Below are 25,026 nucleotides of genomic sequence, written 5' to 3'. Positions count from 1 at the left end.
GTCACAGCCGCGGCTTGACGTTCGTCTCGAAGAGCTCGCGTCGCCGCTCCTCCATGATGTGGCAGCGGACGAGGTGGTCGGGCTGCCGCGTGGGCAGCAGGTCCGGGACCTCGGTGACGCAGCGGTCCTGCGGGACGTGCTCGCGATAGGTGCAGCGCGGGTTGAACGCGCAGCCCGGAGGCACGCGGATCAGCGACGGCGGGTTGCCGGGGACCGGGTCCAGGCGGGTCTGGCGGACGCGGTCGAGACGCGGCATCGACGAGAGCAGACCCCAGGTGTAGGGCATCTGCGGTGCGTAGAACACGTCGTCGACCGGGCCCCGCTCGACGGCCTTTCCGGCATACATCACGAGCACCTCGTCGGCCATCTCGGCGACGACCCCGAGGTCGTGGGTGATGACGATGATGGCCGACCCGAACTCCTGCTGCAGGTCGCGCATGAGGTCGAGGATCTGGGCCTGCACGGTGACGTCGAGCGCCGTGGTGGGCTCGTCCGCGATGAGCAGCGAGGGGTCGTTGGCGAGGGCCATGGCGATCATCGCGCGCTGGCGCATGCCGCCGGAGAACTCGTGCGGGTACTGGTCGACGCGCTTGGCGGGGTTGGGGATCCCGACGCGCGCGAGCAGCTCCTTGGTGCGCTCCTTGGCGGCCTTCTTGGACACGTCGGAGTGGTGCACCCGGATCGCCTCGACGATCTGCGCCCCCACCGTGTAGTAGGGGTGCATCGCCGACAGCGGGTCCTGGAAGATCATCGCCATTGTGCTGCCGCGCAGCTCGCGCAGCTGGGACTCGGGCAGCTCGAGCAGCTCCCGGCCGTCGAGGCGCACCGAGCCGGACAGCCGGGCCCGGGTGCCGCGGTGCAGCCCGAGGATGGCCTGGCTGGTCACGGACTTGCCGGAGCCTGACTCCCCGACGATGCCGAGGGTCTGGCCCTTGTCGACCGAGAAGGTCAGCCCGTCGACCGAGCGGACGAGACCGTCCTCCGTCGGGAAGTGCACCTGGAGATCGGTGACCTGCAGGTATGGCGCCGCGCCGCGGCCCGCGGGGCTGCGGTCCTGGGCGCCGGCGGTGCTGGCGTCCGCGCGGTCCGCGCGCGGTCCGGAGGCCGCGCTGCTGGTGGGGGTTCGCTCTCCGGCATACGGGGTGGAAGGTGTCATCTGGGCTGGTCTCCTCGCCTCAGGTCAGCCGCACGCGCGGGTCGATGACGCCGTAGAGGACGTCGACGACGAGGTTGGACAGGACGATGAAGAACGCGGCGACCAGGACGATCCCGACGACGACGGGCAGGTCGGTCTCGGTGATGGCGCGCACGGCGGTCCACCCCATGCCCTGGAAGTTGAACACGGTCTCGGTGATGACGGCACCGCCGAGAAGGCCGCCGAGGTCGAGGCCCGCGGCCGTCACGATCGGGGTGAGGGCAGCGCGCAGGCCGTGCCGGCGGATGATCGGCAGCCGCTTGACGCCCTTGGCGCGCGCGGTGCGGATGTAGTCCTCGGACATCGTCTCGATCATGTAGGCCCGGGTGAGGCGGACGTACTGCGCCGCGAAGATGCTGGCGAGGGTGATGGCCGGCAGGAGCAGGCCCTGCAGCCAGGCCGCGGGGTTCTGCGTGAACGGCACGTAGACCGGTGGCGGCACGACCTGCCACTTGATGGCGACGAAGGTCAGCAGCAGCAGGCCGATGAAGAAGGTCGGCAGCGAGTAGCCGAGGAGGGCCAGGCCCACGACCGCCCGGTCGAGCAGCTTGCCCTTGTTGAGCGCGGCGACGATGCCGCCGACGATCCCGACCACCATCCACAGCACGAACGCGAGGAGGGCGATGGAGACGGTGATGGGCATCGTCTCCTTGAGGATGTCGGTGACCGACTTGCTCTTGAGCACCGAGAAGCCGAGGCAGGGGGCGTCGCAGTGGCTGGCCAGCTGCGGGGCGGCCTTGCGGAGCTCCTCGTCGGCGGGGTAGTCGCGGCCGACGGCGATCCCCTTGAGGAAGTCGCCGTACTGCGCCATGACCGGCTTGTCGAAGCCCATGAACTTGCGGTTGCCCTCGATGACGGCGGGCGTGCAGTTCTTGGCGCACGTGAGCCGGGCCGGGTCCTCCGGGGCGGCGTAGAACACCAGGAAGGTCGCCAGGGTGACGATCAGGAGCATGACGACGGCTGTGGCCAGTCGTCGCAGGATGTAGAAGATCATCGGGCGTCAGCGCCAGGTCGTGGCGCCCTCACCGCCTCTCGGGAGCGTGGGCTGGTCAGACGGACGAGCCCGTATGCCGCGGCGGGGTGCGGCGACCAGGTGGCGCCGCACCCCGCGTTGCGTCATACGGTCTGGATCACTTGACGGCGATCCGGGCCAGGTCGGGGTAACCGCCCATCTGGGAGTTGACCTCGAAGCCCTTGACGCCCGAGCCACGCATGAACGTGAACTTCTGGTTGACCAGGGAGACGTAGCCGCCCTTCTTGCCGATCATCTCGTCGACGTCGCCCCAGGCCTTCTCGCGCTGCGCCTCGTCCTGGATGCCATAGGTCTCGTCGATCTTGGCGTTGACCTCGGGGTCGTTGAAGTAGCCGTAGTCCTGGCCGGAGCCGCCGGCCGAGATGTTGACGCGGCCGTCGAACAGCGCCGGCAGGACGGTCGAGCCGGACGGCCAGTCCGCGCCCCAGCCGGCCCAGAAGACGTCCTTGTCCACCATGCCGGGGGCCTGGATCGTCGCGTAGTACTTCTCGGCGATGGGCTGCAGGGTGACGTTGAAGCCGGCCTTGTCCCAGGTCTCCTTGAGGGCGGTCAGCGCCTTGTCGGCGTTGCCGCGCTTGCGGTAGACGACGGTGATCGGCAGCGGCGACGGCGCCCCGGCCTCCTGCAGGAGCTTCTTGGCGCCCTCGACGTCACCGTTGGGCTGGTTGCCGAAGGGGTTGAAGTCCTTGGCGCACTTCAGCTCCTTGTTGCACATGCCGAAGGACGGGGTCATGACCGTCGGGCCGCCGTAGGCCGTGATGTAGGCGCTGCGGTTGGTGGCCATGGCGAAGGCCTGGCGGATCTTGGGGTTGGACATCGTCTTGGACTTGAAGTTGGGCGCAAGGTAGTCCACGTAGGGGGCCGGCACGTTGATCGAGCGCGACTTGGCGGTCGGGTTGCCGGCGATCTGCGGCAGCGACGCGGCCTGCGCCTGCAGCGCCGAGATGGCCGTCTTGTCCTCCCCGGCGTCCGCGATGAGGCGCTGGTAGGTCGTGTCGACCGGGATGCCCTGCACGTCCACGATCTTGTCGGGGTAGGCCATGCGGACCTTGTCCGAGTCGGCCGACCAGTTGGGGTTGCGCACCCAGGTGCCGCCCTTGTTGGGGTCGTAGGTGCCCTCGAGCATGTAGGGGCCGTTGGAGAAGGCCTGGTAGTCGGACTTGGCGCCCTGGTCCTTGTCCTTGCGGAAGGGCGCGAACGCCGTCAGGGCCGCGTTGTTCATGTTGAAGTCGGTCCACGGCTTCTTGAACTTGAAGGTGATGGTCTGGCCCTCGCAGGTCACGGCCTTGTCGAACGCGGCCTGACCGGCGGCGTCCGACTTGTAGGGGCCGCTGAAGGCCGGCACCTCGCCGTCCGGGGTCTGCTTCGTCGGGATGTCCAGGAAGGTCAGCGCGTAGTTGGGGCCCCCGGTGATGACATCCTGGGCGAACGTGCGGGAGACGCCGTACTTGACGTCCTCGCAGGTCACGGGCTTGCCGTCCTGCCACTTGGCGTTCTGGACCAGGGTGAACTTCCAGGTCTTGCCCGCGTCGGACATCTGCCCGGTGTCGGTGGCCAGGTCCGGCACCATCTTGGCGTCGCTGCCGGGGGTGTAGGTCGTCAGGGTGCGGGCGTAGGTGCGCGAGCCGAACAGGATGTCCGCGCCGACGTACATGCGCTGCGGGTCGAGGTGCTCCTTGGGCCCGAGGTTGAGGACCGTCAGGGTCCCGCCCTTGGCGGCCGGGGCCTGGCTGGACGACGTCGTCGTGCTGGCTCCGCCACCGCAGGCCGCGAGGCCCAGGGTCGCCGCGGTGCCGAGGGCGACGGCGAGCGAGCCCTTCGTCGTGCGCTTCATGACTACTCCTTTGAAGGTGCCCACCGCGGGGGTGCGGTGATGGGGATGGTGCGATGAGGAACGCCCCGCCGGCAGCGGATGGGTCACTGCCGGTCGGCCTTGGGGTCGAGGGCGTCCCGCAGGCCGTCGCCGAGGATGTTGAAGGCGAAGACCATGAGGAAGACGGCGATTCCGGGGAACAGGAAGTAGGCGGGGTCCGGCAGCGCGTAGTTGATGGAGTCGTTGAGCAGCGTGCCGAGCGAGATCGTGGGCGGCGGGACGCCGACGCCGAGGAAGCCCAGGGCCGCCTCCTGCGCGATGTTCTGCGGCAGGATCATCGTGGTGTAGACGAGGATCGGCGCCCACAGGTGCGGGAGCAGCTCCTTGGTGTAGAGCCGCCACGGGCGGGCGCCCAGGGAGCGCGCGGCCTCGACGAACTCCCGCTCCCGCAGCGACATGACCTGGCCGCGGACGATGCGGGCGAAGTAGGGCCAGCCGAAGAACCCGAGCACCGTGATGATGAAGAGCAGCTTGGGTGTGGACGCCGTGTCGGCCATGCCGACCAGGTCGGCGATCCAGGTGACCATGACGGTCTGCAGGGAGAGCAGCATCAGCGTCTGCGGGAAGGACAGCACGAGGTCGATGACCCGGCTGATGAGCCAGTCGGTGCGCCCGCCCGCGAAGCCGGATACCAGGCCCATGATCGTGCCGAGCACGATGGCCATGGCGGTGGCCGAGACAGCCACGAGCAGCGAGGTGGTCATCCCGGACAGGATCAATGCCAGGAGGTCGCGGCCGGTGCCCGGCTGGACACCCAGCCAGTGGTCACCGGTGACGCCGCCCATCGACCCGGACGGCATCGAGCCGAGCTCCTGCACGAGCTCCTCGTGGTTGCTCAGGTCCAGCACGCCGAGGGAGGTCAGGATGGGGGCCAGGATGCCGAGCAGGATGACCACGATCGAGCCGACGAGCGCGCCCATCGTGACGCGGTCGCGCCGCAGCCGGGCGAGCACGAGCTGCCACGGAGAGCGACCCTTGATGTCGTCGCCCTCCACGGGCGCGACGTCGACGGCGATCTCCGCCTGATCGGCATGGGTGGGAGAGGTCGACATCGACGGCGTGCCTTTCGGGAGCGGGCCTGCGCTCCCCCGGGTGAGCGACCGGGGCGCGCAGGTGCTCGTGACACTAGGGACAGCACCGGGCCCTGGACAGTCTCCGACGCCCACCGTGTCCCGATCGTGACCTGGGTCTCAGTGCCCTGTCCTCCGGTATGCCGGACAGCCGGTCACCCCCGCGTCGCGGGACGGTGACCGGCTGTCGGCATACGCGCTGCCCCCGAGGATCAGGGGCGGTGGATCACTGGCCCTGCTCGCGCTTGGCCTCGGAGCGGGCGCGGGAGGCGGTGCGGGCGCGCTCGTTCGCGGCGAGCACGACCTTGCGGATGCGCACGTGCTGCGGGGTCACCTCGACGCACTCGTCCTCGCGGCAGAACTCCAGCGACTGCTCCAGGGAGAGCCGGCGCGGGGGCACGACCTTCTCGAAGTTGTCGGCGGAGGAGGCGCGCACGTTGGTGAGCTTCTTCTCCTTGGTGATGTTGACGTCCATGTCGTCGGCGCGGGAGTTCTCGCCGACGATCATGCCCTCGTAGACCTCGGTGGTCGGCTCGACGAACAGGGTGCCGCGCTCCTGCAGGTTGACCATGGCGTAGGACGTGACGGCCCCCGCGCGGTCGGACACGAGCGAGCCGGACTGACGGGTCGAGATGGTGCCGAACCACGGCTCGTAGTCCTCGAACACGTGGTGCGCGATGCCGGCGCCGCGCGTCTCGGTGAGGAACTCGGTGCGGAAGCCGATCAGGCCGCGCGAGGGCACCAGGAACTCCATGCGGACCCAGCCGGTGCCGTGGTTGGTCATCTGCTCCATGCGGCCCTTGCGGGCGGCCATGATCTGGGTGACCGCGCCGAGGAACTCGTCGGGGGTGTCGATGGTGAGGCGCTCGGTCGGCTCATGCAGCTTGCCGGCGACCTCGCGGGTGACCACCTGCGGCTTGCCGACGGTCAGCTCGAAGCCCTCGCGGCGCATCTGCTCGACGAGGATCGCCAGCGCGAGCTCGCCACGGCCCTGGACCTCCCAGGCGTCAGGACGCTCGGTCGGCAGGACGCGCAGCGACACGTTGCCGATGAGCTCGCGGTCGAGGCGGTCCTTGACCAGGCGGGCCGTGACCTTGGTGCTGCGCTCCTTGCCGACGAGCGGCGAGGTGTTGGTGCCGATGGTCATGGAGATCGCGGGCTCGTCGACCGTGATGACCGGCAGCGGGCGGGGGTCCTCGGGGTCGGCGATGGTGTCGCCGATCATGATGTCCGCGATGCCCGCGATGGCGATGATGTCGCCGGGGCCGGCCTTGTCGGCGGGCTTGCGCTCCAGGCCCTCGGTGACCAGCAGCTCGGTGATCTTGACCTGCTTGGACGAGCCGTCGTGCCGGAACCACATGGCCTGCTGGCCCTTGCGGATCTCGCCGTTGAAGACGCGGAGCAGGGCGAGGCGGCCGAGGAAGTTGGACGAGTCGAGGTTGGTGACGTGCGCCTGCAGCGGGGCCTCGTCGTCGTAGACGGGCGCCGGGACGGTCTCCATGATCGTGCGGAACAGCGGCTCCAGGTCGGGGCTGTCGGGCAGGCCGCCGTCCGCGGGGCGCTCGGTGGACGCGAGGCCGGACTTGGCCGACGCGTAGACGATGGGGAACTCGATCTGGTGCTCGTCGGCGTCCAGGTCCATGAACAGCTCGTAGACCTCGTCCACCACCTCCGCGATGCGGGAGTCGGGGCGGTCGACCTTGTTGATGCACAGGACGACGGGCAGCTTGGCCTGCAGCGCCTTGCGGAGCACGAAACGGGTCTGGGGCAGCGGGCCCTCGGACGCGTCGACGAGCAGGACGACGCCGTCGACCATGGACAGGCCGCGCTCGACCTCACCACCGAAGTCGGCGTGCCCCGGGGTGTCGATGATGTTGATGGTGACGCCCTCGGGGAACTCCGAGGCGGAGGGGCCGTTGTAGTGGATCGCGGTGTTCTTGGCGAGGATCGTGATGCCCTTCTCGCGCTCCAGGTCGCCGCTGTCCATGGCCCGCTCGTCGACGTGGTCGTGCTCGCCGAAGGCACCCCCCTGCCAGAGCATCTTGTCGACAAGAGTCGTCTTGCCGTGGTCGACGTGAGCAACGATGGCGACGTTTCGGATGTCGCCGCGGGTCTTCTGAGCCATGCCTCCATTGTCTCAGCCCGCGGGACCTGCCGTGACCATGCGTGATCAGCCCCGGTCCAGGTCTGCCCGCGCGGGATCGCGGGCGGGTCCTCAGGACGTCAGGAGGCGACCCACTGCTTCGACGATCGGCAGGTCGGCGGGCAGCCACGGCACCTCGCCGAGGTCCTCCCGCCCGAGCCAGCGCAGCTCGTCGTGGTCCTCCAGCGCCCTCGGCTCGACCCCGCTCACCTGCGCGGTCCAGACGCGTATGGCGTACCGCTCGCTCAGCACCCACCGCCCGTCCGGGAGGGGACCGGTGACCTCCTCCCCCACGACCAGGTCGACGCCGAGCTCCTCGCGCAGCTCGCGGTGCAGCGCCTCCAGCTCGGTCTCGCCGGGGTCGACCTTGCCGCCGGGCAGCTCCCACCCGCCCGCCAGGTGGGAGGGCTCGGTGCGGCGGGCGCCCAGCAGCAGCCTCGGTCGTGACAGGTCGTCGAGGAGCGCGGCCCCGACGACGGCGATGGGTTCCGGCATACGGCCCATCCTCTCCCAGGGGCGATGATGTCGGCATGAGCCGACTGCTGGACGACGAGGAGATCACCCGCCAGCTGCGCGACCTGCCGGGGTGGGAGCGCGTGGACGGGCACCTGGTCGCGACCTACGAGTCCGGGTCCTTCCTCGAGGCCGTGCGGCTGGTCGAGTGGGTCGCCGACGAGGCCGAGCAGATGGACCACCACCCGTTCATCGACATCCGCATGGCGCGCACGCGCTGGGAGCTGTGGACGCACTGGCGGGACGGCATCACGCAGCTGGACGTCGAGCTGGCGCACCGCATCCGCCAGCGCGCCGAGGCCACCCGGGCCACGACCGTCACGACAGCCCCAGCCCCAGCCCCCGCCCCCGCTCCACCAAGATCGTGAGTGTTTGGTCCAACCTTCTTGGACGAAACCCTCACGATCTCGGGGGCGGGGCGGCGGGGGTCAGATCGGCACGCCGCCGATGGTCACGGCGCACAGCAGGAACACCACGAACGTCCCGATGCTCCACTTGGCGGCCGTGCGCTGCCAGGTGCCCATGTCGACGCCGGTCAGGTGGAGCAGGAGGTAGATGAAGCCGACCAGCGGGGACAGCAGGTGGAAGGCCTGGCCGGTCGTCGAGGCCACGGCGATCTGCATCGGGGTGAAGCCGTAGCCCGCGCCGGTCTCGGCGAGGATCGGCAGGACGCCGAGGTAGAACGCGTCGTTGGACAGCAGGAACGTGCCGGGGATCGACGCGAACGCCGTGACCATGCCCCAGCGGTCGCCGAGCGAGGGCGGGACGACGTCGCCGATGGACTGACCCATCGCCTCGGACATGCCGGTCCCGTTGAGGATGCCCATGAAGACGCCGGCCGCCAGCACCATCACGATGACGTGCATCGCGTTGGCGCCGTGGATCTCGATGATGTCGCGGGACTCGTTCAGCTTGCGGTAGTTCAGCAGCAGCGCGATCGCGAAGCCCACCTCGAAGATGATCGCCGAGGGGATGTCCGGGATGATCCACATCCCGCCGAACACGAGCGTCACCATCATGACCATCGTGAGGATGAAGTTCGGCCAGATCATGTGGGGCCGCTTGAGCTTCTCGCCCTCGTGCTCGAGCGCGTGCGCGGTCTCCTCGCTGTCGTTGGACGCCTCGATGAGGGAGTTCGCCGGCGACAGCGCCATGACCTCCTCGGAGGACAGGTCCACGATGCCGAGGCGCTTGCGCTCCGCACGACCGCGGATCACGGCGACGATCACGACCCAGACCGTGGCGATGAGCATGCCCGGCAGGAGCTTGCGCAGCAGCTCGCCCTCGTCGACCTTGAGCGCGGCGATGATGCGGGCCGTCGGACCGCCCCAGGGCAGGAGGTTCATGATCGAGTTGGCCATGATCACCAGGACGGCGAGGTCCATCATCTTCATGCCCAGCCGGCGATAGACGGGGATCATCGCCGAGCACACGATCATCGTCGTGGTCGACCCGTCGCCGTCGACCGAGACGACGGCCGCGAGGAGCGCCGTGCCCACCAGCACCCGGAGGGGGTCACCCTTGACGATCCGCAGGATCAGTCGCACGAGCGGGTCGAACAGCCCCGCGGTCAGCATCAGCCCGAAGTAGAGGATGGCGAACAGCAGCAGGAACACCGTGGGCGCCACGCCCTTGACGCCGGCGAGGCTGTGGTCGCCGATCTTGTCGCCGAACCCCGCGATCAGGGCGATCAGCACCGGGCTCAGCACCAGGGCGGTGAACGGGGTGGTGCGCTTGGTCATGATCAGCGCCATGAAGATGGTGACGATCAGCAGACCCCAGATGGTCAGCATGGCGACTCCTCGGTGAGCGATCGCGTCGTGGTCGAGCGACCTAGCGAGGAGAGTAGCCACCCCGCGCCCGTCCCGCCCGTCGTGCCCAGCCGGGCCTTCCCTTGCGCCGTCAGGGGATTCGCAGCGGGGTCTCGGTAACCCCGACCCCCGTGCTCGGCCCCCGAACGCGCCCTCGTAGTGTCGTAGGTGCCACTAGACGGATTCGGTGACCAGCGACAGCTGAACGACGACGTTCTCGGATCGAGCCGATCATGCAGGTAGACACAGTCCTTGCGCCCCCACTCCGCGTCCCGGCCGCCGGCGAGGCCGACCTCCACCTCCCCGACCTCGGGTCGGTCGACTTCCTGGGTGGCATCAGCGGCCACTCGCTGCTCATGGGCGGCATCGTGGTGTGCCTGCTCGGCCTGGTGTTCGGCTTCGTGACCTACGGCCAGCTGCGGAGGCTCCCGGTGCACGAATCGATGCACGAGGTCTCCGAGCTCATCTACCGGACGTGCAAGGCCTATCTCGTCCAGCAGGGTCGCTTCCTGCTGATGCTGTGGGTCTTCATCGCCGCGGTGATCGTGGCCTACTTCGCCTTCCTCATGCACTACTCGGTGGGCCGGGTGCTCGTCGTCCTCGCGTTCAGCCTGGTCGGGATGGGCGGGTCGTATGCCGTGGCGTGGTTCGGCATCCGCGTCAACACCTTCGCCAACAGCCGCACGGCGTTCGCGGCCCTGCGGGGCAAGCCCTATCCCGTCTACGAGATCCCCATGAAGTCCGGCATGTCCATCGGCATGGCGCTGATCAGCGTCGAGCTGCTGATGATGCTCGTGATCATGCTCTTCGTGCCGGGATCGCTCGCGGGGGCGTGCTTCATCGGCTTCGCGATCGGCGAGTCCCTCGGCGCGAGCGCGCTGCGCATCGCGGGCGGCATCTTCACCAAGATCGCCGACATCGGCTCGGACCTGATGAAGATCGCGTTCAAGATCAAGGAGGACGACGCCCGCAACCCCGGCGTCATCGCCGACTGCACCGGGGACAACGCCGGCGACTCGGTCGGCCCGTCGGCCGACGGTTTCGAGACGTATGGCGTCACCGGGGTCGCCCTCATCACCTTCATCCTCCTGGCGGTCCCCGACCCCGCCACGCAGGTCAAGCTGCTCGTGTGGATCTTCGTCATCCGCGCCGTGATGGTCATCGCGTCCGGCCTGTCCTACGCCGGCAACCAGGTCATGGCGGGTCGCCGCTACGCGCACCGCGACCGGATGAACTTCGAGACGCCGCTGTCCGCGCTCGTGTGGCTCACCTCGGCCGTGTGCATCGCCCTGACCTACCTGACGTCCTGGGCGCTGATCGCCGACCTGGGGACCGGCCTGTGGTGGCAGCTGGCGACGATCGTGTCCTGCGGCACCCTGGCCGGTGCCCTCATCCCCGAGCTGGTCAAGGTCTTCACCTCCACCCACAGCCGGCACGTGCGGGAGGTCGTGACGAGCTCGCGCCAGGGCGGTGCCTCCCTCGACATCCTCTCCGGGCTCGTGGCGGGCAACTTCTCGGCATACTGGCTGGGCATCGCCATCGTCGGGCTCATGGGTGGCGCCTATCTGATCTCGACGATCGCCCTCGGTGCGCTGATGATCGCTCCCGCGGTGTTCGCGTTCGGGCTGGTCGCGTTCGGCTTCCTCGGGATGGGGCCGGTGACCATCGCGGTCGACTCCTACGGGCCGGTCACCGACAACGCCCAGAGCGTCTACGAGCTGTCCGTCATCGAGGACATCCCCGGCGTCGCCGAGCAGATCCGGGCCGAGCACGGCTTCGACGTGGAGTGGGAGCGCGCCAAGTACTTCCTCGAGGAGAACGACGGCGCGGGCAACACATTCAAGGCCACCGCCAAGCCCGTGCTGATCGGCACCGCCGTCGTCGGATCCACGACCATGATCTTCTCGATCATCATGGCGCTCACCGGTGGTCGCACCGAGGAGATGGTCAACCTCTCGCTGATGCACCCGCCGTTCCTGCTGGGGCTCATCACCGGCGGCGCGACGATCTACTGGTTCACCGGGGCGTCCATCCAGGCCGTCACCACCGGGGCCTACCGCGCGGTCGAGTTCATCAAGGACAACATCCACCTCGACGGGGCCACCAAGGCCAGCGCCGAGGACTCCACCCGCGTCGTCGAGATCTGCACGCAGTACGCCCAGAAGGGCATGCTCAACATGTTCCTCGGCGTGTTCTTCTCCACCCTGGCGTTCGCGTTCGTCGAGCCGTTCTTCTTCATCGGCTACCTGATCTCGATCGCGCTGTTCGGGCTCTACCAGGCGATCTTCATGGCCGACGCCGGCGGCGCGTGGGACAACGCCAAGAAGGTCGTCGAGGTCGACCTGCACGCCAAGGGCACGGCCCTGCACGACGCGACGATCGTGGGCGACACGGTCGGCGACCCCTACAAGGACACCTCCTCGGTCGCGCTCAACCCGGTCATCAAGTTCACGACCCTGTTCGGGCTGCTGGCCGTCGAGCTGGCCGTCCAGCTGGCCGCCTCGTCAGGGACCGGGCTGACCCACTCGCTGGCCGCGGTGTTCTTCGTGATCTCGGCCTACTTCGTCTACCGCTCCTTCTACGGCATGCGCATCTCGGATGGGACGGGGACGGAGGACGAGCGGGCGGAGCCACCTGCCCGCGAGGGTGCCCGGCCCGCCGCGGTCTGAGCCGTATGCCGTGCGCCTGCCGCCTCCGGTGATCCGCGAGGCGGCGGGCGCGGACCGTCTCGGTGCCTCGCGCAGGGGCGGGGTGTGTCAGTGGCTCGTGAGACGCTGCGCGCGTGACGTCACCCGAGCAGGCTCCACCCACCGCGCGCCCCGCCGGTGGCGCCCCCACCGACGACTCGCGCACCGCGAGCCCGTGGCCGGCGCTGTGGGCCCTGTGCCTGGGGTTCTTCATGATCCTGGTCGACTCCACGATCGTGACCGTCGCGATGCCCGCGCTCATGACCGGGCTGCACGCCGACATCGGCGCGGCGGTGTGGGTGACCAGCGCCTACCTGCTCGCCTACGCCGTCCCCCTGCTCATCACCGGGCGTCTCGGCGACCGCTACGGACCCAAGCGCGTCTACCTCGTCGGGCTCACGATCTTCACCCTCGCGTCCCTGTGGTGCGGGCTGACCGGCACCATCACCGGACTCATCGTCGCCCGCGTGGTCCAGGGCCTCGGGGCCGCGCTCATGAGCCCGCAGACGATGTCGGTGATCACGCGCCTCTTCCCGCCGCAGTCGCGCGGGCAGGCCATGGGCCTGTGGGGCGCCGTCGCCGGGGTGGCGACGCTCGTCGGCCCGGTCCTCGGTGGCGTGCTCGTCGACACCCTCGGGTGGGAGTGGATCTTCTTCATCAACGTCCCGGTGGGCCTGCTCGCGATGGTGCTCGCCTGGCGGCTCGTCCCCACCCTCGACACCCACGCGCACCGGTTCGACTGGATCGGGGTCGTGCTGTCCGCGGTGGGTCTCTTCTGCATCGTCTTCGGCATCGAGGAGGGGCGCAGCTACGACTGGTCCACGATCACGGGGCCGATCACGGTGTGGCGCCTCATCGGGCTCGGCGTGCTCGTGATGCTCGCGTTCGTCGTCTGGCAGGCGCGTCAGCGCAGCGAGCCGCTCGTGCCGCTGCGCCTCTTCCGCGACCGCAACTTCTCGGTGGCCAACGTCGCCATCACCACCGTGGGCTTCGCCGTCACCTCGACGATGTTCCCCATCATGATCTGGGCGCAGAGCGTGCGGGGCCTCTCGCCGACCTACGCCGCCCTGCTCATGGCGCCGATGGCGGTCATCTCCGGTGGTCTGGCCCCGGTGGTGGGCCGGCTCGTGGCCCGTACGCACCCCCGAGTCCTGGCGGGGATCGGGCTGCTGTCCTACGCCGTGTCGCTCGTGTGGATGCGGGCCGTGCTGCGCGCCGACATGCCCCTGTGGGAGCTGCTCCTGCCCGTCGCCCTGCTCGGCGTCGCCAACGGCTTCATGTGGGCTCCCCTGTCCACCTCGGCGACCGCCAACCTCGACCGTCGCGAGGCGGGCGCCGGGTCCGGCGTCTACAACACCACCCGGCAGATCGGCTCGGTGCTCGGGTCGGCGGCCATCGCGCTGGCCATGGAGGACCGGCTGGCCGCGCACCTCCCCGGATCCTCGGGCGCCGCCCCCACCATGGGCGGCACGGGCGGCACCATGCCGCCGCAGGTGGCCGAGGCGTTCAGCGCCGCGATGGGTGACGCCCTGCTGGTCCCCGCCGCCGTGATCCTCGTCGGTGCCGTCGTCGTCATGGCCTTCGAGCGGCCCCGCCACCAGCACGCCTGACCCGCCGGCGCCTCAGATCGGTCGGTTCACCCCGCCGCCGCAAGCAACGGGTGGAGCCCACCTCGCCGCGCGCAACGGGTGGAGCCCACCTCGCCGCGCGCAACGGGTGGGGTCCACCACCGATGACGGTGGCCATCTCCACCCGCTAGGGCCGCGGCGGTGCGACCGACCTGCTCTCCCTGACCCCGGTCTTCCCGACTCCGGCCTTCCCGACTCCGGCGACCAGGCCCAGCAGCAGCCACAGCAGCGTGGCGATCCCGGTCGTGTTCGCCGGGTGGTCGACCAACGACATCACCGCGAACCCCGCGAGACCGGCACCGGCCACCCGCGCCACCGTCGAGCCGGAGCGCACGCCGCGCCGGACCAACCACACCGCCCCGAGCGTGAGCGCGACCACCGCGGCCCCCGCCAGCCAGCCACCCTCGAGCGTCCAGCTCAGCCACAGGTCGTGGGCGTGCCGGAACCTCTCCGGACCCGGCACCTGCTGGTCGATGACCGCGCCCGACCGGCCGGGCCCGACGCCCAGGGGGTGCCCGGCCATGACGCGCAGGGCCGCACCCCACACGTCCCGCCGCACCCCCAGGCTGCCGCCGACCACCAGCACCCCGCCGATGACGACCGCCGCCGCCACAGCGGTGGAGACCCGGCGCGACCAGCCGGGCCGCAGCAGCACCAGCACGGTCGCTCCGACCACGGCCGCAGCCACGCCCGCCCGGGACCAGGTCAGCAGCACGGCGACGTAGCCGAGCACCACGACCGCGTACCCCACGAGACGGGCCGACGACGTCGGGAGGCTCGTCGCCCCGGCCCAGGCGACGGGCAGGAGCAGGACGAGGGCCGCGGCGAGCACGTTCGGGTTGCCGAAGGTCCCGGTCACGCGGACCATCGCGTCCGGGTCGCTGCACAGCTCCCGCCCGGCGGCCAGGCCTGCGCGGCAGAAGCCGGTGGGCACGTCGTCCGCCCACTGGTGCAGCGCCGTGAGCCCGGTGACCGCGCACGCCACGAGGGCCGATCCGGTGACGAGGGTCCACGACGACGGGTGCCGCCGCATCAGCCCCACCGCGAGGTAGCAGGTCATCACGCCGGTGAGCAGCGCCCGCCATACCGGCCATTCCTGACCGCTGGCGACCGCGGACGCGGCTGACGCCGCGACTAGGAGCACGATCGGCAGGTCGAGCCAGGTCGCCCACTCGCGCGGCGACGGGGCTGCGACGAGGCCCGCGGCGAGCCCCACCAGGAGGACCAGCCGGTCGGGGGTGAGGACCCAGACCACCGGGGCGTCGGGCAGGATGCCGACCACCGCGTGGAGCACCACGACCAGGAGGGCCAGCCCCATCACCGACGTCGTCAGGACCTGGCGCCGAGCTCGGAGGTCCCGCCTGGCGGACGGCGCGGTGGCGCCGGAGCTCCGGGGGGCGGACGTCGCGACGGGGGTGGTCGTCATACGACTGGTGTCTCACACCGGGGTGACGGGGCGGGCACGACGACGTGAACACTGCGTGGGACGCGCAGGTCTCGCTCAGCAGACTCGACGAGATCGGCTCAACCACGCGGATTATCGTGGAGCGCATGATGGACGTTGCTGCCTACGCGGCCCCCTCTGCGGGAGCCCCCCTCGAGAAGTCCACGATCACCCGCCGCAACGTCGGGGAGCACGACGTGCTCATCGACATCGAGTTCGCCGGCATCTGCCACTCCGACATCCACACCGTCCGCGACGAGTGGGGCGCCCAGCAGTACCCCCTCGCCCCCGGCCACGAGATCGTCGGCCGCGTCACCGAGGTCGGCTCGGACGTGAGCCGCCACCAGGTCGGCGACCTCGTCGGCGTCGGCTGCATGGTCAACTCCTGCCAGGAGTGCGCCGCGTGCGAGGAGGGCCTCGAGCAGTACTGCCTGCAGGGCAACATCGGCACCTACGGCGTCGTCGACAAGGACGGCACGATCACCCAGGGCGGCTACTCCACCCACGTGGTCGTCGACGAGAAGTTCGTCGTCCGCGTCCCGGAGTCCCTCGACGAGGCCGCCGTCACGCCGCTGCTGTGCGCGGGCATCACGCTCTACTCCCCCCTGCGCCACTGGGGCGTCACCGAGGGGACCAAGGTCGCCATCATTGGCATGGGCGGCCTCGGGCACGTCGGCGTCAAGATCGCCAGCGCGATGGGCGCCGAGGTCACCGTCCTGTCCCACTCAGACAAGAAGCGCGAGGACGCCGCGACGTTCGGTGCCCGGCACTACGTCAACACCACGGACGAGGACGAGATGAAGGCCCTCGCGGGCACGTTCGACCTCATCATCAACACCGTGTCGGTCAACCTGCCGATGGCGGACTACCTCGCGCTGCTGCGCTACGACGGCACCCTCGTCGAGCTCGGCGCCCCGTCCAAGCCGCTCGAGGTGCCGGCGTTCGCGCTGATCCCCGCCCGCAAGTCGCTGGCCGGGTCCTGCATCGGCGGCATCGCCGAGACCCAGGAGATGCTCGACTTCTGCGCGGAGCACGACATCACGGCCGAGATCGAGCTCATCGACGCCGACCGGATCAACGAGGCCTACGACCGCGTCGTCGCCAGCGACGTGCGCTACCGCTTCGTGATCGACGCCAAGACCTTCTGAGGTCCTCCCCCGCCGAGTGGTCAGATACCGACGTCGGTGTCTGACCACTCGGCGGATGGGGGTGCGTCGCGCTCAGACGAGCTGACGGCCCAGGTGCCGGAACGGCCCGTCCGCCTCGAACCCCGCCCGCTCGTAGACCCGACGCCCCGACTCCGTCGAGTGCAGCTCGATCCGGCCCGCCCCCTGCTCCCGGGCCCACGCCAGCGCGTGGTCGAGCAGCGCAGTGCCGATGCCCCGGCCGCGGTGGGGGACGTCGGTGCTCATGTCCGAGAGGTATGCCGACAAGCCCCGCCCGCGGGGGCCGGGCAGGTGCTGCTCCACCGCCACGCTGACGCACCCGGCGAGCGAGCCACCCTCTCCCGCAAGGGGATCCACGTCGACGACGAAGCAGGCGTAGGTGTCGCGCGCGAGCAGCACCTCCGCCGCCTCGGCGCATCGCCGGCGCCAGTCCTCGTCCTCGGAGACCGCGACCGACCAGGGCCATCCCGTCTCCATCAGCAGCGCCTTGAGGCGCACGATCTCGGGGATGTCAGCAGGGGTGGCACGGCGCACGATCACGGACGCCGAGCCTAGTCGCCCGGACGCCGCCACCAGCACCCGCACCTCGCGCCCCGCTCCCACACCGCCCCAACCCGCCGCCCCGCTCGCCGGCAAGCGACAGGAAGTGACCTGACGGGGCGAGAGACGCCGCGTAACCGCCGCTTTGATCGTTCAGCCTGACCCGACGGGTCACTTCCGGTCGGCGGGTGGGGCCAGGCCCCCACCGCCTCGAGCTGACGCCTCGCGCGGTCAGCCGAGCCGGATGGTCCTGACCGCTCGCCTGCCTCCGGCCCCGCTCGTGCCTCGCTCGGGTCCTCGGCGGGCCGGTCAGTCGAACTTGCGGGCGGCGCCCTTGTCGGCGCTCTGCGCGAACCGCGCAAAGATCTTGAGCGCCGTCGATACCTGGCGGTCCCGGTCGCGGGGCTCCCAGCCGAGCTCGTCCTGCTCGGCCCGGCGGCGCTCGAGCTCCTCGTCGGGGACGAGCAGGTTGACCCGCCGCTGCGGGATGTCGAACTCGATCACGTCACCGTCGCGCACCAGCCCGATCGGGCCGCCGGACGCGGCCTCCGGCGACACGTGCCCGACCGAGAGGCCGGACGAGCCGCCGCTGAACCGGCCGTCGGTGATCAGGGCGCACTTCGGCCCGAGGCCGACGCCCTTGAGATAGCTCGTGGGATAGAGCATCTCCTGCATGCCGGGCCCGCCCTTGGGTCCCTCGTAGCGCACGACCACGACGTCGCCGCCCTGGATCTCGCCGTTGAGGATCTTGGAGACGGCCTCCTCCTGGGACTCGGCGACCCGCGCCGGGCCGGAGAAGGACCACTGGTGCTCGGGCACGCCCGCCGTCTTGACGATGCAGCCGTCGGGGGCGAGGTTGCCGCGCAGCACCGCGAGGCCGCCCTCGGTGGTGTAGGCGTGCTCCACCGAGCGGATGCAGCCGTTCTCGGGGTCGGTGTCCAGCGTGGCCCACCGGTTGGAGGACGAGAACGCCTCGGTGGTGCGCACCCCGCCCGGGGCGGCGTGGAAGAGCTCGATCGCCTCGGGCTTGGCGGCGCCGCTGCGGATGTCCCAGTCCTGCAGCCACTGGTGCATCGAGGGCGAGTGGACGCACCGGACGTCGTCGTCGAGCATGCCGCCGCGGTGCAGCTCGCCGAGGATCGCGGCGATGCCGCCGGCGCGGTGCACGTCCTCCATGTAGAACTGGTTCGAGTTGGGAGCGACCTTGACCAGGCAGGGCGTGACGCGGGACAGGGCGTCGATGTCGTCCTGGTCGAAGTCGACACCGGCCTCCTGCGCCGCCGCGAGCAGGTGCAGGATCGTGTTGGTCGAGCCACCCATGGCGATGTCGAGGCGCATGGCGTTGGCGAAGGCGGGTTTGGTGGCGATCGACAGTGGCAGGACCGAGTCGTCGTCCTCGCCATACCACCGCCGGCACAGCTCGACGACGAGGTGACCGGCCCGCTCGAAGAGCGAGCGGCGCGCGCTCGCCGTGGCGAGCGTCGAGCCGTTGCCGGGCAGGGACAGGCCGAGCGCCTCGGTGAGGCAGTTCATCGAGTTGGCGGTGAACATGCCCGAGCAGGAGCCGCACGTGGGGCAGGCGTTCTGCTCGATGGTGGTGATGTCCTCGTCGCTGACCGAGTCGTCGACCGACTTGATCATCGCGTCGATGAGGTCGAGGCGGGTCTGGGCGGTCCCGTCGGGCCCGATGACGGCCTTGCCGGCCTCCATCGGCCCACCGCTGACGAAGACCGTGGGGATGTTGAGCCGCAGCGCCGCGAGCAGCATGCCGGGCGTGATCTTGTCGCAGTTGGAGATGCACACGAGCGCGTCGGCCTGGTGCGCGTTGACCATGAACTCCACCGAGTCGGCGATGACCTCACGGCTCGGCAGGGAATAGAGCATCCCCGAGTGCCCCATCGCGATGCCGTCGTCGACGGCGATGGTGTCGAACTCGCGGCCCACTCCCCCGGCCTCGGCGACGGCGCCCGCCACGAGCTGGCCCATGTCCTTGAGGTGGACGTGGCCCGGGACGAACTGCGTGAACGAGTTGGCGATCGCCACGATCGGCTTGCCGAAGTCGCCCTCGGTCATGCCCGTCGCGCGCCACAGGGCGCGCGCCCCGGCCATGTTGCGTCCGTGGGTGGTGGTGCGTGAGCGCAGTGCAGGCATGTCTCCAGACTAGACAGCCAGTCCGTATGACGGGCTCCCGTCTCACGTCGGGTCTAGCCTGGGGGCGTGGACGTCACGCGCCGGACGGTGCTCGGCGCCGGCCTCGCCGCGGTGGCCGCGGGAGTGGCCGGCTGCGCAGCCTCGTCCGCCTCCGGCACGGTGATCCACCCCGAGCACCCGCCGACCTCCCCCACGCCGACCGGCTCCACGTCGGCCGCGACGGCAGGAGCCCCTCCGACCACCGCGGGCCCGTCCGCCGCCCGACCGCTGCGTCTCGTGCAGACGCCGGCCCAGGAGCGAGCCACCCTCGCCTCGTGGCGGTCCACCGGCGACCCGGTCCTGCACGAGCTGCGGTGGTCCGGCGCCGTGGCGGAGGTGGACGCGCCGGCCGCCGCATCTCGCGCGAGCACGCGAACGCCATACGGCTGCACGCTGTTCGTCGCCGCTGGCGACCCGGGGCGCGTGATGGTGGGCCGCAACTTCGACTGGGACCCGAATCCCGCGGCCGTCGTGCGGTCGCGCACCGACCGAGGGCCGCGGACGATCGGGATGTGCGACCTGTCCTTCGTCGAGCTGCCGACCGCCGAGCTCCCCCGGATCGGAGAGGTGGCCGTGCGGCGTCGGCTGCTGCGGGCGCACGGGCGGGTCGTGGACGGCATGAACCAGCACGGGCTGTTCATCGGCCTGGCAGCCGACCTGGAGGCGCGGTCCGTCGCGCGGCCCGGGACAATCGTGGTCGGCGGGGTCGGCATCGTCCGACTCGTGCTCGACCACGCCAAGGACGTGCGCGGCGCCCTCGCCATGTTCGAGCGCCAGTCGCTGGAGTTCGCCGGCGGGCCGGGGCTGCACTACCTGGTGGCCGACCGCTCCGGGGCCTCCGCGACGATCGAGCTGGTCGACGGGCGGCTGTCGGTGCGCGAGCGCGCCGCGGCCACCCCGTGGCAGTGCCTCGAGAACTTCCAGCTGGCCACGACGCCACCGGCCGCGCGCGACGAGCACCCCCGCTACACCCGCTGCCGCGAGCAGCTGACCGCCTCGCAGGGCCGCATCGACGCCGACGGCGCGCTCCGGCTGCTGGACGACGTGCGCCAGGCCGACACGCAGTGGTCAGCGGCCTACGACCTCACGGCCGGGACCGTCGTCGTGCGCCGCCTGGCGGGGCGGCAGCTCCACCGCTACTCGGTGTGAGCCGAGGGGATGCCCGAATCAGCGTGGCGACCACCCGACGACCGGTCAACGCCGAAGAACCGACATGGAAGGCCGGAAAGACCGGCATCCTCACCGTTGTTCGCGCCGGGTAGCGTGCCGCCCATGGATGCCCTCGCGCCCCCCTCCCTCAGTCCCTTGTGCCGGCTCGAGGTCACCGTCGGACCACCCGTCGAGCTGGGGCGCGTGGCCGACGGCGTGCGCCGGATCATCCCCATCACCGGCGGCACCGTCACCGGGGTCGAGCGGGCCGAGGGCACCCTCAGCGGTGTCGTCCTGCCCGGCGGCGCCGACTTCCAGGTGCTGCGCAGCGACACCCTCACCGAGCTGGAGGCCCGCTACGCCGTCGAGACGGAGGACGGCGAGCGCATCTGGGTGACCAACCTCGGCATCCGCACGGGAGAGGCGCAGGACATCGCCGCCCTGGTGCGCGGTGAGTCGGTGCCGCACGACCGCATCTACTTCCGCTGCACCCCCGCATGCAGTCGAGCGGACCCCGGTGGGCCTGGTTGGCGGGACGCATCCTCGTCGGCACCGGCCGCCGCACGCCGGACGCGGTCCACCTCGACATCTCGTGGTCGACTGACGACTGACGCACCCCGGTCCGCGCACATCGGCAGCACGCACCGGCAGCACGCACGGAGCGGCCCCGGCAGGTCTGACCTGCCAGGGCCGCTCCGTCGTGGTGCGGGACTCACGTCCCGGACCTCTGAACTACTTGGTGTAGTCGACCTTGATGTTCATCTGGTCGCCCTGCTTGGCCATGTTGTTGACCGTGATCTTGACGCCCGCGCCGGCCACCTTGGTGGAGGACCACGGGTTGGCGGCCGACCAGTAGCGGTTGGGGTCACTGTCGTCGAAGGTCCGGATCGCCGGCTGCGACGGGACCGTGACCGGGACGCCGTTGCGGTGGAAGGTCACCGGGTCGGTCGCCTGCAGGCCGAAGGTCGCGTCGAAGGGCTGACGACGGTTGCCGAGCAGCGCCCCGTCGGGGAAGCGGATCGGCGTGGGACGCGCGTCGACCGGGAGGACCTGGCCGCCGCCGGGGTGGACCGACGTGTTGTTGTCGGTGTACTCGTTGTTGATGTACCAGACGAGCATGCCGTCCTGGTAGGGGAAGCGCTCCACCCAGTCGGGCCGCGTGTTCGCCCAGCCGAAGTTGTACGGCCCGGTCTTGAGGTAGCGGTCGTAGCCGGTGTAGGTGCGGTTCTCCGCCAGGTAGTAGTGCGTGACGGCCTCGGAGGAGCTCGCCCCGACCTGGGTGAAGCCCTTGGCCGTCCAGCCCTTGGCGTCACCCTCGACGTCGTCGTTGAAGACGCTCTGACCGTCCGCAGTCACCATGATGTCGTCGACGAACGCGCCGAGCTCGTGGACGCCGCCGTCGGAGGCGTAGCGGAACCGGAAGCTGATCTGCTTGCCGGCGTAGGCGGACAGGTCGTACGTCTTCTGGACGTAGCCGCCGGAGCTGCCGTCGTAGGTGGCCAGCTGCTTCCAGGTGGCGCCGCCGTCGTCGGTGACCTCGGCGTAGAAGTAGTCGTACTCCGCCTCGGTCTGGTAGTTGACCCACGCGGACAGCGACGCCGTCTTGGCGGTGGTCAGGTCGATCGGGCGGGTCAGCGTGACGTTGAGGTCGTCGGCCGCGCCGGACCACCACTGCTTGCTGCCCGAGTGCGGGGCGACGAGCTGGGTGGTGCGGGTCTTGTCGGGCAGCGACACGAGCGCGGCCTGCGGCATCTTGCCCGCGAGCGAGGCGGGGCCGAGCTTGACGTTGCCGTCCTTGCCATAGCTCACGGTCTGGTAGTCGAGCCAGCCGAGCTGGAGCTTCTCCCACGGGCCCATGTAGCCGGGCTTGGAGCCGATGTCGACGGTGCCGTCGTTGAGCCAGGAGCCGGCGCTCATGAGGGTCCAGAAGCCGGTGCCGTTGTCGCCGCCCTGGGTGTCGTAGAGGTCCGGCAGGCCGAGGTCGTGACCGAACTCGTGGGTGAAGACGCCGAGGCCGCCGTTCTCGGGCTCGGTGGTGTAGTCACCGATCCAGATGTCCGAGCTGCCGATGCGCACACCGCCGGCCTTGTTGGTGGCGGGGCCGGACTTGCCGGCGTTGTTGGAGTAGGCGTACCACCGGTGGGACCAGATGGCGTCCTCGCCCTGGGCGCCGCCGCCGGCCTCCTCGCCCTCACCGGCGTGGATGGCCTGGAAGTGGTCGATGTAGCCGTCCGGCTCGTTGAAGTCGCCGTCCTGGTCGAAGTCGTAGCGGTCGACCTTGTCGAAGCCCTTGAGGTAGGCGGCGATCTCCGCGTCGGTCTTGCCAGCAGCCTTCTGCGCGGCATACCAGGCGTTGGCGGAGTCCTGGACGAACGGCCAGGCGCCGGCTGCGTCGGAGATCTTGTTGCTGCCGTAACGAGCCTCGTTGTAGGGCACCTTGACCCAGTCGGAGACGTCACCCTTGGCGAGGAAGCGGCCGTTGGACTGCTTGAGGTAGAAGTCCTTGAAGGACTCGCCGTCGCCGAACATGAGGTTCTGGTAGTGCGCGCGGTCGAAGTTGGCGCGCCAGATGGTGGAGTTGTCCTGCGAGCGGTCGGGCTGCGGGATCTGGTTGTGCAGCGGGCCGGCGCCCCCACCGGTGGTCGGGTAGGTCTGGGTGCCGAACTCGGCCAGGATCGTGAAGATGTCCTCCTCACGGTTGACGTCGTAGTTGACGTACTGGCCCTTGGCCACCTTGATGACCTTCTTGCCCTTCTTGTTGGTCTCGACCTTGGCCGTGCCCTTGACGACCTTCTCGACACCCTTCTCGCGCAGCGCGCGCTGCTTGTCACCCAGCGGGTGGGAGCGGTCGTCGTTCTTCTTCGACGTGCCGAGCTGCGGGTCGCCCTGGGTGGGGGCGGCGTGGGCGGTGGTGGGGGCCAGCGACAGGGCGATGAGCATCGCTCCCGTGGCGCCCGCGATGGTGCGCTTCATGGTGCTCCTCATGATGAGCACGAACGACTACGACGTCGTTCGTTTGGGGGTGCTGGAACCTTATGCTCGTCCTATTCGCCCCGACAGGACCAAATGAGTGAATGATCCCGACTGGTCACGCGTACCCCCGCATGACCAACACACCGAGCGCCCGTCCCGGTCAGCGCCGACTCAGGTCGGCGGTCGCCAGGTCGACGGAGGGTGACCGGGTCACCAGCTTGTGCCCGGCCCACAGGGCCAGGAACAACGGGAGACCGAGGTATGACGAGAGCAGGGTCTTGACGTCCGTGTTGCCGACCAGCGCCTCGTAGTTCTGCCCGACGATGACGATCGCGCACATCAGCAGCGCCACGATCGGCCCCAGGGGGAACCACCGGGCCCGGAACGGCAGGTCCTCGAGGCGGCGTCCCTGCAGGACGTACGCCTTGCGGAAGCGGCAGTGCGACCAGGCGATGCCCATCCAGGTGATGAAGCCGGCCAGGCCGGAGGCGCTGACGAGCCAGATGTAGGCGCTGCCGTCGCCGATGAGGCTGGTGAGGAAGCAGAGCGCACCGATGGCGGTGGTGGCGAGCAGGGCGTTCATCGGGACGCCGCGACGCGTGGTGCGGCCGAAGATCGCCGGCGCCTTGCCGCCGCGGGCCAGGCCGTAGAGCATGCGGGTCGAGGCGAACATGCCGCTGTTGCCCGCAGACAGGATCGACGTCAGGATCACGGCGTTGATCAGGGTGGCGGCACCGAGCACCCCCGCGCGCTCGAACACCAGGGTGAACGGCGAGACGGCGACCTTGTCGATGTCGCTGCCGAGCAGGCGCGGATCCGTGTGGGGCAGCAGGAAGCCGATGACGGCGATGGCCCCGACGTAGAACAGGACGATGCGGTAGAACACGGCGCGGATGGCCTTGGGGATGGTCCGCTCCGGCTCCTCGGCCTCCCCGGAGGCCACCGCGATGAGCTCGGTGCCCTGGAAGGAGAAACCCGCGACCATGAAGATCGCGAGCATGCCCGTGAAGCCGCCGACGAAGGGCGCCTCCCGCGTCGTCCAGTTGCTGAAGCCCGGGGAGGGGCCGGACAGGATGCCGACGATCATGGCGACGCCGACCACGAGGAACACGATCACCGTCAGGACCTTGATCGAGGCGAACCAGAACTCGCTCTCGCCGAACGCCTTGACCGACGCGCAGTTCAGCGCGAACAGGAGGCTGAGGAAGACCGCCGACCACAACCACGACGGGACGTCGGGGAGCCAGTACTTCATGACGATGGCGGCGGCCACGAGCTCGGCCGCGACCGTGATCGCCCAGTTGAACCAGTAGTTCCAGCCCGTGGCGAACCCGAAGCTCGGGCTGACGAAGCGGGTGCCGTAGGTCTCGAAGGAGCCGGCCACCGGCAGATAGGTCGACATCTCGCCGAGGCTCTGCATGAGCAGGTAGACCATGAAGCCGATGGCGGCATACGCCAGGAGCGCGCCTCCCGGCCCGGCCTTGGAGATGGACTGCCCCGACGCCACGAACAGGCCGGTGCCGATGGCCCCGCCGATCGCGATCATGTTGAGGTGGCGGGCCTTGAGCCCGCGGTGCAGGTCGCTCTGTCCGACTAGGGCGTGTCTCCCAA

Annotated in this window: 17 protein-coding genes and 1 pseudogene; 6 read left to right on the top strand and 12 right to left on the bottom strand. The window is 70.0% G+C overall.

Annotated features, from left to right (window positions below; genetic code table 11):
- Position 1 precedes the first annotated feature (1 nt).
- The 6 genes from B4E97_RS13635 to B4E97_RS13610 form a co-directional block, all read right to left on the bottom strand.
- Positions 2–1,156: an ABC transporter ATP-binding protein gene (locus B4E97_RS13635; RefSeq protein WP_286957195.1), complete on the bottom strand. Its 1,155-nt coding sequence runs from the start codon at positions 1,154–1,156 to the stop codon at positions 2–4.
- 19 nt (positions 1,157–1,175) lie between these two features.
- Positions 1,176–2,189 carry an ABC transporter permease gene (locus B4E97_RS13630; protein ID WP_019286198.1) on the bottom strand — a complete coding sequence of 338 codons (1,014 nt, stop codon included), beginning with the start codon at positions 2,187–2,189 and terminating at the stop codon, positions 1,176–1,178.
- Between the two features lie 136 nt (positions 2,190–2,325).
- A complete protein-coding gene (locus B4E97_RS13625) occupies positions 2,326–4,062 on the bottom strand; it encodes an ABC transporter substrate-binding protein (protein ID WP_154594648.1) in 1,737 nt (578 codons plus the stop codon).
- Between the two features lie 83 nt (positions 4,063–4,145).
- On the bottom strand, positions 4,146–5,153 hold the full coding sequence (locus tag B4E97_RS13620; RefSeq protein WP_286960258.1) for an ABC transporter permease: 1,008 nt from the start codon (positions 5,151–5,153) through the stop codon (positions 4,146–4,148).
- Between the two features lie 244 nt (positions 5,154–5,397).
- Positions 5,398–7,296 carry a translational GTPase TypA gene (gene typA / locus B4E97_RS13615; protein WP_286960255.1) on the bottom strand — a complete coding sequence of 633 codons (1,899 nt, stop codon included), beginning with the start codon at positions 7,294–7,296 and terminating at the stop codon, positions 5,398–5,400.
- 90 nt (positions 7,297–7,386) lie between these two features.
- Positions 7,387–7,809 carry a (deoxy)nucleoside triphosphate pyrophosphohydrolase gene (locus tag B4E97_RS13610; protein WP_286960253.1) on the bottom strand — a complete coding sequence of 141 codons (423 nt, stop codon included), beginning with the start codon at positions 7,807–7,809 and terminating at the stop codon, positions 7,387–7,389.
- Between the two features lie 35 nt (positions 7,810–7,844).
- Between B4E97_RS13610 and B4E97_RS13605 the strand changes: the two genes are divergently transcribed.
- Positions 7,845–8,195 carry a 4a-hydroxytetrahydrobiopterin dehydratase gene (locus tag B4E97_RS13605; protein ID WP_286960252.1) on the top strand — a complete coding sequence of 117 codons (351 nt, stop codon included), beginning with the start codon at positions 7,845–7,847 and terminating at the stop codon, positions 8,193–8,195.
- Between the two features lie 60 nt (positions 8,196–8,255).
- Here the strand turns inward: B4E97_RS13605 and B4E97_RS13600 are convergent, their stop codons facing one another.
- Entirely contained in the window at positions 8,256–9,620 is a 1,365-nt protein-coding gene (locus tag B4E97_RS13600; protein ID WP_019286204.1) for a CitMHS family transporter, read from the bottom strand.
- Positions 9,621–9,871: 251 nt separating this feature from the next.
- Here B4E97_RS13600 and B4E97_RS13595 point away from each other — a divergent pair, with 251 nt between their 5' ends.
- Positions 9,872–12,307 carry a sodium-translocating pyrophosphatase gene (locus B4E97_RS13595; protein ID WP_286960251.1) on the top strand — a complete coding sequence of 812 codons (2,436 nt, stop codon included), beginning with the start codon at positions 9,872–9,874 and terminating at the stop codon, positions 12,305–12,307.
- Between the two features lie 113 nt (positions 12,308–12,420).
- The gene (locus B4E97_RS13590; protein WP_376786255.1) at positions 12,421–13,935 is read left to right on the top strand and encodes a DHA2 family efflux MFS transporter permease subunit; all 1,515 of its coding nucleotides are present in this window, start codon (positions 12,421–12,423) and stop codon (positions 13,933–13,935) included.
- 145 nt (positions 13,936–14,080) lie between these two features.
- Here the strand turns inward: B4E97_RS13590 and B4E97_RS13585 are convergent, their stop codons facing one another.
- Positions 14,081–15,379: an O-antigen ligase family protein gene (locus B4E97_RS13585; RefSeq protein ID WP_286960250.1), complete on the bottom strand. Its 1,299-nt coding sequence runs from the start codon at positions 15,377–15,379 to the stop codon at positions 14,081–14,083.
- A 125-nt stretch (positions 15,380–15,504) separates the two neighbouring features.
- On the opposite strand from B4E97_RS13585, the gene B4E97_RS13580 reads away from it, so the two are divergent.
- Positions 15,505–16,545: an NAD(P)-dependent alcohol dehydrogenase gene (locus B4E97_RS13580; RefSeq protein ID WP_286960249.1), complete on the top strand. Its 1,041-nt coding sequence runs from the start codon at positions 15,505–15,507 to the stop codon at positions 16,543–16,545.
- Positions 16,546–16,617: 72 nt separating this feature from the next.
- Here the strand turns inward: B4E97_RS13580 and B4E97_RS13575 are convergent, their stop codons facing one another.
- Together B4E97_RS13575 and ilvD are read right to left on the bottom strand one after the other, a co-directional pair.
- Entirely contained in the window at positions 16,618–17,103 is a 486-nt protein-coding gene (locus B4E97_RS13575; RefSeq protein ID WP_286960248.1) for a GNAT family N-acetyltransferase, read from the bottom strand.
- Between the two features lie 309 nt (positions 17,104–17,412).
- The gene (gene ilvD, locus B4E97_RS13570; protein ID WP_239265111.1) at positions 17,413–19,254 is read right to left on the bottom strand and encodes a dihydroxy-acid dehydratase; all 1,842 of its coding nucleotides are present in this window, start codon (positions 19,252–19,254) and stop codon (positions 17,413–17,415) included.
- A gap of 66 nt (positions 19,255–19,320) precedes the next feature.
- Between ilvD and B4E97_RS13565 the strand changes: the two genes are divergently transcribed.
- On the top strand, positions 19,321–20,442 hold the full coding sequence (locus B4E97_RS13565) for a carcinine hydrolase/isopenicillin-N N-acyltransferase family protein (protein WP_286957613.1): 1,122 nt from the start codon (positions 19,321–19,323) through the stop codon (positions 20,440–20,442).
- A gap of 9 nt (positions 20,443–20,451) precedes the next feature.
- Positions 20,452–21,053, top strand: a pseudogene (locus B4E97_RS13560) (DUF3237 family protein).
- Between the two features lie 121 nt (positions 21,054–21,174).
- On the opposite strand, the gene B4E97_RS13550 reads toward B4E97_RS13560, so the two are convergent.
- Together B4E97_RS13550 and B4E97_RS13545 are read right to left on the bottom strand one after the other, a co-directional pair.
- Positions 21,175–23,415 (bottom strand): immune inhibitor A domain-containing protein, encoded by a 2,241-nt coding sequence (locus B4E97_RS13550; RefSeq protein ID WP_286957625.1) that lies wholly within the window; start codon positions 23,413–23,415, stop codon positions 21,175–21,177.
- A gap of 160 nt (positions 23,416–23,575) precedes the next feature.
- Positions 23,576–24,994 (bottom strand): amino acid permease, encoded by a 1,419-nt coding sequence (locus tag B4E97_RS13545; protein ID WP_286960286.1) that lies wholly within the window; start codon positions 24,992–24,994, stop codon positions 23,576–23,578.
- Between the last annotated feature and the right edge of the window lie 32 nt (positions 24,995–25,026).

Source organism: Arsenicicoccus sp. UBA7492, from assembly GCF_002479615.1.
GTDB lineage: Bacteria > Actinomycetota > Actinomycetes > Actinomycetales > Dermatophilaceae > Arsenicicoccus > Arsenicicoccus bolidensis.
Note: the sequence above shows the minus strand (reverse complement) of the source record. Positions and strands in the feature narration are given on the sequence as shown.

What these genes read in the sequence shown, in the direction of transcription:
- B4E97_RS13635 (WP_286957195.1), bottom strand. Translation starts at nt 1,156, where the DNA reads ATGACACCTTCCACCCCGTATGCCGGAGAGCGAACCCCCACCAGCAGC.
- B4E97_RS13630 (WP_019286198.1), bottom strand. Translation starts at nt 2,189, where the DNA reads ATGATCTTCTACATCCTGCGACGACTGGCCACAGCCGTCGTCATGCTC.
- B4E97_RS13625 (WP_154594648.1), bottom strand. Translation starts at nt 4,062, where the DNA reads ATGAAGCGCACGACGAAGGGCTCGCTCGCCGTCGCCCTCGGCACCGCG.
- B4E97_RS13620 (WP_286960258.1), bottom strand. Translation starts at nt 5,153, where the DNA reads ATGTCGACCTCTCCCACCCATGCCGATCAGGCGGAGATCGCCGTCGAC.
- typA (WP_286960255.1), bottom strand. Translation starts at nt 7,296, where the DNA reads ATGGCTCAGAAGACCCGCGGCGACATCCGAAACGTCGCCATCGTTGCT.
- B4E97_RS13610 (WP_286960253.1), bottom strand. Translation starts at nt 7,809, where the DNA reads ATGCCGGAACCCATCGCCGTCGTCGGGGCCGCGCTCCTCGACGACCTG.
- B4E97_RS13605 (WP_286960252.1), top strand. Translation starts at nt 7,845, where the DNA reads ATGAGCCGACTGCTGGACGACGAGGAGATCACCCGCCAGCTGCGCGAC.
- B4E97_RS13600 (WP_019286204.1), bottom strand. Translation starts at nt 9,620, where the DNA reads ATGCTGACCATCTGGGGTCTGCTGATCGTCACCATCTTCATGGCGCTG.
- B4E97_RS13595 (WP_286960251.1), top strand. Translation starts at nt 9,872, where the DNA reads ATGCAGGTAGACACAGTCCTTGCGCCCCCACTCCGCGTCCCGGCCGCC.
- B4E97_RS13585 (WP_286960250.1), bottom strand. Translation starts at nt 15,379, where the DNA reads ATGACGACCACCCCCGTCGCGACGTCCGCCCCCCGGAGCTCCGGCGCC.
- B4E97_RS13580 (WP_286960249.1), top strand. Translation starts at nt 15,505, where the DNA reads ATGATGGACGTTGCTGCCTACGCGGCCCCCTCTGCGGGAGCCCCCCTC.
- ilvD (WP_239265111.1), bottom strand. Translation starts at nt 19,254, where the DNA reads ATGCCTGCACTGCGCTCACGCACCACCACCCACGGACGCAACATGGCC.
- B4E97_RS13550 (WP_286957625.1), bottom strand. Translation starts at nt 23,415, where the DNA reads ATGAAGCGCACCATCGCGGGCGCCACGGGAGCGATGCTCATCGCCCTG.